Annotated in this window: 5 protein-coding genes and 2 pseudogenes; 3 read left to right on the forward strand and 4 right to left on the reverse strand. The window is 76.8% G+C overall.

What is annotated here, in order from left to right; all coding sequences use genetic code 11:
* Window positions 1-485, forward strand: a 485-nt coding sequence (locus tag L1885_RS23295) for a DUF6114 domain-containing protein (RefSeq protein ID WP_372482009.1), incomplete at its 5' end; no start/stop codon positions are given.
* 69 nt (window positions 486-554) lie between these two features.
* Window positions 555-848: a hypothetical protein gene (locus L1885_RS23300; protein WP_235799132.1), complete on the forward strand. Its 294-nt coding sequence runs from the start codon at window positions 555-557 to the stop codon at window positions 846-848.
* A 152-nt stretch (window positions 849-1,000) separates the two neighbouring features.
* Here L1885_RS23300 and L1885_RS23305 read toward each other — a convergent pair whose 3' ends face one another.
* On the reverse strand, window positions 1,001-1,429 hold the full coding sequence (locus L1885_RS23305) for a nitroreductase/quinone reductase family protein (protein ID WP_235799133.1): 429 nt from the start codon (window positions 1,427-1,429) through the stop codon (window positions 1,001-1,003).
* A gap of 348 nt (window positions 1,430-1,777) precedes the next feature.
* On the opposite strand from L1885_RS23305, the gene L1885_RS23310 reads away from it, so the two are divergent.
* Window positions 1,778-2,437 (forward strand): M15 family metallopeptidase, encoded by a 660-nt coding sequence (locus tag L1885_RS23310; RefSeq protein ID WP_235799134.1) that lies wholly within the window; start codon window positions 1,778-1,780, stop codon window positions 2,435-2,437.
* 49 nt (window positions 2,438-2,486) lie between these two features.
* On the opposite strand, the gene L1885_RS23315 is transcribed toward L1885_RS23310, so the two are convergent.
* The 3 genes and pseudogenes from L1885_RS23315 to L1885_RS23320 form a co-directional block, all read right to left on the reverse strand.
* Window positions 2,487-4,457: a HelD family protein gene (locus L1885_RS23315; protein WP_372482010.1), complete on the reverse strand. Its 1,971-nt coding sequence runs from the start codon at window positions 4,455-4,457 to the stop codon at window positions 2,487-2,489.
* Between the two features lie 94 nt (window positions 4,458-4,551).
* A pseudogene (locus tag L1885_RS29535) lies at window positions 4,552-4,749 on the reverse strand (hypothetical protein); the annotation flags it as partial.
* Between the two features lie 147 nt (window positions 4,750-4,896).
* A pseudogene (locus L1885_RS23320) lies at window positions 4,897-5,096 on the reverse strand (TetR family transcriptional regulator); the annotation flags it as partial.

Here is a 5,096-nt window from a genome sequence, read left to right on the forward strand (position 1 = left end):
CCGCCGGCCGGCCGGGCACACCGCCGGGCACACCGGGAACACCGGCCGACGCGCCGGCGCCGCCCGTCGCGGCCCCCGCCGTCGCGGCGCCCGCGCCCCGGCAGCGCGGCTTCCGCGGCTGGCTGCGCAGACGGCCCTTCTGGGGCGGGTTGTGCGTGCTGCTCGGCGGCTGCGAGATCCTGCTGAGCGAGCGCGCGAGCATCTCCGTCGTGCTGCACGCGGGCACCGAGTCGCTGGCCGGGTACCTGCTGCCCGCCGTGATCGCGGTGTGCGGCCTGCTGCTGCTGTTCAACCCGCTGCACCGGATGTTCTACTCCGTGATCGCGGTGCTCTGCTCCCTGGGCACCTGGGTCACCTCCAACCTCGGCGGCTTCGTCGTCGGCATGCTGCTGGGCGTGGTGGGCAGCTCCCTGGCCTTCGGCTGGCTGCCGGACCAGGAGCCCCGCCGCTGGCGGCGCGGGAAGACCGGCGCGGCCCGCGCGTAGCGCGCTGCCCCCGGACGCCGGGCCGTCGCCCTCACGACACATCGCCACCGCTCCCGGCACACTGGGGGTGTGAAGAAGATGCCGATCGTGAAGTGCGGGCACTGCGGCCGGGACGTGGCCGCGCACCCGGTGGCGGGCCGGCCGGGCACCGGCCGCGTCTGGCGTCACGACGAGCCGGACCGGCGCAGGCGCCACGGCGACACGCTCGTGTCCTGCGACGGCTCCCACGCGCTCGTGGACCTGCCCGTGCCCGGCGCGCAGGCATCCCTCGGGGACCTGATGGACCCGAGGGACCCGGACGGGACGGATCCGGGCGCGCGGCCGGAGCAGGACGACGCCGCGGGCGCGATGACCCTCTTCTGATCTCCGAGCACCGGCTCCGAGCACTGGGCTCCGAGCACTGGCCGCTGAGCACTGGGCTCCGAGCACTGGGCTCCGGCCTCCGACCACTGGGCGTTTGTGCTGCCGCGCGCCGGTCGCCCGGTCGCCCGGTCGCCCGGGGGCCCCGGGGCCCGTCAGGCGGCCGGGCCGCCCGCGCCCTCCTCGTGCGGGGCCGCCAGGTCGACCCGTACCGTCAGAAGGTCCGTGCCGAAGAAGGCGACGGCGGCGCTGTTGCCGCGCGGCAGCGAGCGGAGCCGCTCCCGGGGGTCGTCGTCGGGCAGGACCGCCGCGGTCCCGGTGTGCCAGCGGCCCTCCAGCCGGACGCGGACCCGCGGGTCTGCCAGGATGTTGCGCACGTACTGCGCCCGTTCGCCGTGTTCCGACACCAGCCAGAACACCGAACCCACCAGGCTGCCGCCGACCGGTGTGCGGCGCGGCTCGCCGGACACCCGGCCCGTCGTCTCCAGCAGGACCTGGGCCGGGTTGCGAACGGTGAGCGGGTTGACGACGTACCGCTGCAGGGCGGTGACGGCGCGGAACTTGAACGAGTTGGGGCGTGCCATGGGTCGTTCCTCCCGGTGGGCGGGGGGCCCGGGCGCCCGGGCCGCGCTCCGGCGCGGACGGAGGGCGGGAGCACCGGCCCGCGGGCGGACCTGGGGGCGGCGGCCGGGCGAGCGGAGGGGGAGGGTGTGCGTGGCACGGCCAACACGGCCACGCTGTAAGGGCGTTGGCCGGCAGGCGCGCCGCGGACCATGTGCCCTCCCCGATGGTGGTGAGCCCATCGAACCACGGCAGGCGCCCGCAGCGCGGCCGGCAACGCCGGTGCCTTACCCGGGGGTTGCCAACGGCTCCTGCCTCACGTCCGGCGGCGCCCGCCCCGCGCGCACGATTCCTCCGGCATGATCGGAGCCATGACCGCCGACGTCGTCCTCATGTCCGATCCCCGCGTGACCTCGGTGCCCGTCGAGGAGTGCGGCGAGCCGCTGGTCGACGTCCGCGCGTACGCGGACGGGTTCCTGCGTGTCGACGCGCGAGAGGCTGCCCGCCAGGACACCTACATGTACCTGCGGGAGCCGGTGGCCGCCCGACTCGTCCAGGCGGAGAAGCAACTGCCGTCGGGTGTGCATCTGCTGTTCCTGGAGGGGTATCGGCCGCCGCTGCTGCAGCGCCGCTACTTCGAGGCGTACGCGGACACACTGCGGGCCGCCCACCCCGACTGGACGGCGGACCAGGTCCTCACAGCGACCAGCCGCTACGTGTCCCCGCCCGGCGTCGCCCCGCACAGCGCGGGCGCGGCGGTCGACCTCACCCTCGTCGCGGAGGACGGCACCGAACTCGACCTCGGCACGCGGGTCAACGCGACCCCGGAGGAGAGCGCGGGCGCCTGCTTCACGAACGCCCCGGTCTCCTCCCGGGCCCGCGCGCACCGCGACCTGCTGGGCGGGGCACTCGGCGCGGCCGGGCTCGTCAACTACCCGACGGAGTGGTGGCACTGGTCGTACGGCGACCGCTACTGGGCCCGCGCGACCGGCCGCCCGTACGCCCTCTTCGGCCCCCGCGACCTGCCCTGAGCCGGGCCCCGGCCGCGCGCCCCGGCGCCTGCGGCCAGGTGTCCCGGGGTCACCCGGCCGCCGGGCCCGCCTGCCCGAGGCCGTGCGCCGCCCCGAGGCCATGCGCCGCCCCGAGGCCGCCGGTCTGCCCGAGGTCGCCGAGCTCCGCGGGCAGCGCCTCGGTGTGCACGATCTCCAGGCCGGAGACGCCGCGGGTGAGCGCCACGTAGAGCCGGTTGGGGCCGCGGGCGCCGGACTCGGCGATGCGGGCCGGCTCCGCGAGGACCACGTGGTCGTACTCCAGGCCCTTGGCCGCCGACGCGGCCAGCACGGTCACCCGGGGTGCCCCCGGGGCCGCCACGTCGTCGGGCGAAGCCACCGGGATTTCCGCCGCCACCAGTGCCGCGCGCAGCGCCGGGGCGTCCGCGTCGTCGGCGACCACGCCCAGCGACCCCTCCCGGCCGAGCCCCGCCCGTACCGCCGCGACCACACCGGCCGCCAGGTCGGGCGTCGGCCGTACCCGCAGCGCGCCGTCGCGCCGCAGGGAGCGGGCGGGCGGCACGTCCACCCCGAGCGTGCCGAGCAGCCGGTTCGCCACCGCGACGACCTGCGCCGGCACCCGGAACCCCGTGGTCAGCGGGGTGAGCACGGCCTCCGGCGCGCCCAGGTGCGCGAGGAGCGCGGGCCAGGAGCGGGCCGCCCAGGGCGTCGTGCCCTGGGCCAGGTCGCCCAGGACCGTCAGGGAGCCGAACGGCACCCGGCGGGCGATGGCGCGGCACTCCATCGGCGACAGGTCCTGCGCCTCGTCGATCACCACGTGGCCGTAGGTCTCCGGATGCTCGATCAGGCCCGCCACCTCGTCCAGCAGCACCAGGTCGGCCGCCGTCCAGCCGCCGGCCGGGGACGAGCGCGCCGGGCGGGGGCCGCGCCGGATCGCCGCCCGCTCCGCGGCGGTCAGGATCCCCACTGCCCAGCGGTCGGGGTCCGCGAGGACCTCGCCGAGCACCTCGGCCGGGCGGGTGCGCGGCCACACCGCGTCGAGGTATTCCGTCACGGCCCGCGAACGGGCGATCTTCCGCACCCACTTCGCCGGGTGCGGCCCGGAGCGCCGCTCGGCCTGCAACTGGATCTCGCGGACGGTACGGCTCCGTACGCGCTCGCGCCCCACGGCGTACGGCGGCGCCTCGGCCCGCACCTCGCCGACGATCCGCTCCAGCACGGCGAGTCCGACCCGCCACCGGACGGTGCCCTCCGGGACCGACAGCGCCTGCGTCGGCCCGGTGACCCGCCCGTACAGCGCCCGGTGCAGCACCTCCGCCATCCGGGGGTCGTGCTTGACGGCGGCGGCCGCCTCGCTCGCCTCCTGGACGCTCCCGCGCGCTCCCACGTGGTCGGCGATCTCCTCGCCCACGGTCGTCTGCCGGATCCCGGCCTCGCCGAGGGCGGGCAGCACCTCGGAGATGTACGCGAGGAAGGTCCGGTTCGGACCGAGGATCAACAGGCCCCCGCGGCGCAGCCGTTGCGGGTAGGTGTAGAGGAGGTAGGCGGCCCGGTGCAGTCCCACCGCGGTCTTGCCGGTGCCCGGCGCGCCCTGCACGCACAGCGAGAGGCCGAGATCGGCCCGGACGAGCGAGTCCTGCTCCGGCTGGATGGTGGCCGCGATGTCCCGCATGGGGCCGACGCGCGGTCGCTCGATCTCGCCGGCGAGGATCCCGCCGGGCGCGGCGACTTCGGAGGAGCCGGGGTGAGCGGGGGAGCCGGCGAGGCCGACCGTGAGGTGCTCGTCCTCCAGGCCGGTCAGGTCCTCGGGCGCCCCGGTGCCGCCCGGTGCCCAGCCGAAGCGGCGGCGCACGGCCACACCCGCCGGGTCCTGCGGTCCTGCCTGGTAGAAGGCCCGGGCGACCGGCGCCCGCCAGTCCACCACCAGGGGTGGCGCGGAGGGATGGGCGCTGACGCGCCGGCGGCCGATGTGGTAGCTCTGCCCGGCGTGATGGCGCGAGGTCTCCGCCCCGGGGCCGGCCGGCGGCCGGACGCCCGGCATCCGGGGTGTCGGCGGCCGGTGCGTCGGCGGCCGGTGCGAAGTCCAGGCGGCCGAAGAACAGCGGCCCGTCCGGCTCCTGCCGCAACTCCTGCGCGTAGCTGCGCAGATGGCGTCCGAGCACCTCGGCGTCCGCACCGGAGGCGAACGCGTTCTCGCCGCTCACGACCTGCTCGTCGGCCGCGTCCAGCATCCCGGAGAGCGCGGCACGGCAGGTCTCGTGGTGGGCGCGCTCCTCGTCGAGGGCGCGGCTGAGAGGGTCGCTCATGCGGTCAGCGTAATGCAACCCGGTCATAAATGTGACTCGGTAATGTTAAGGTCGGTAACGTTGAGCCTTGCCTGCCCGCGCTCCGGACCCGGCGCCGCCGTGCGCGCGCCCTCCGTGACCGCGCCCTCCGCGACCGGGCCCCGGCTCTCCCGGCCATTGCCGGACGCCGCCGGCTCAAGCCGCCGACAGGCCGAGCGCGCCCAGCCCGTCGCGCAGCTGCCCGAACGCGGCACGGGCGGCCACCACCGCGTCCGGCCGGACCGCTTCGGCGCTCTCGCCGTCCGCGACGCGCCGCCAGTTCTCCAGGGCCAGCACCCGCTGCACGGCCACGATCTGCGCCGCGGCGAGCGCCGCCGCCAGCGGGTCGCCGCCCA

The organism is Streptomyces fuscigenes, from assembly GCF_021556455.1.
Lineage (GTDB): Bacteria > Actinomycetota > Actinomycetes > Streptomycetales > Streptomycetaceae > Streptomyces > Streptomyces fuscigenes.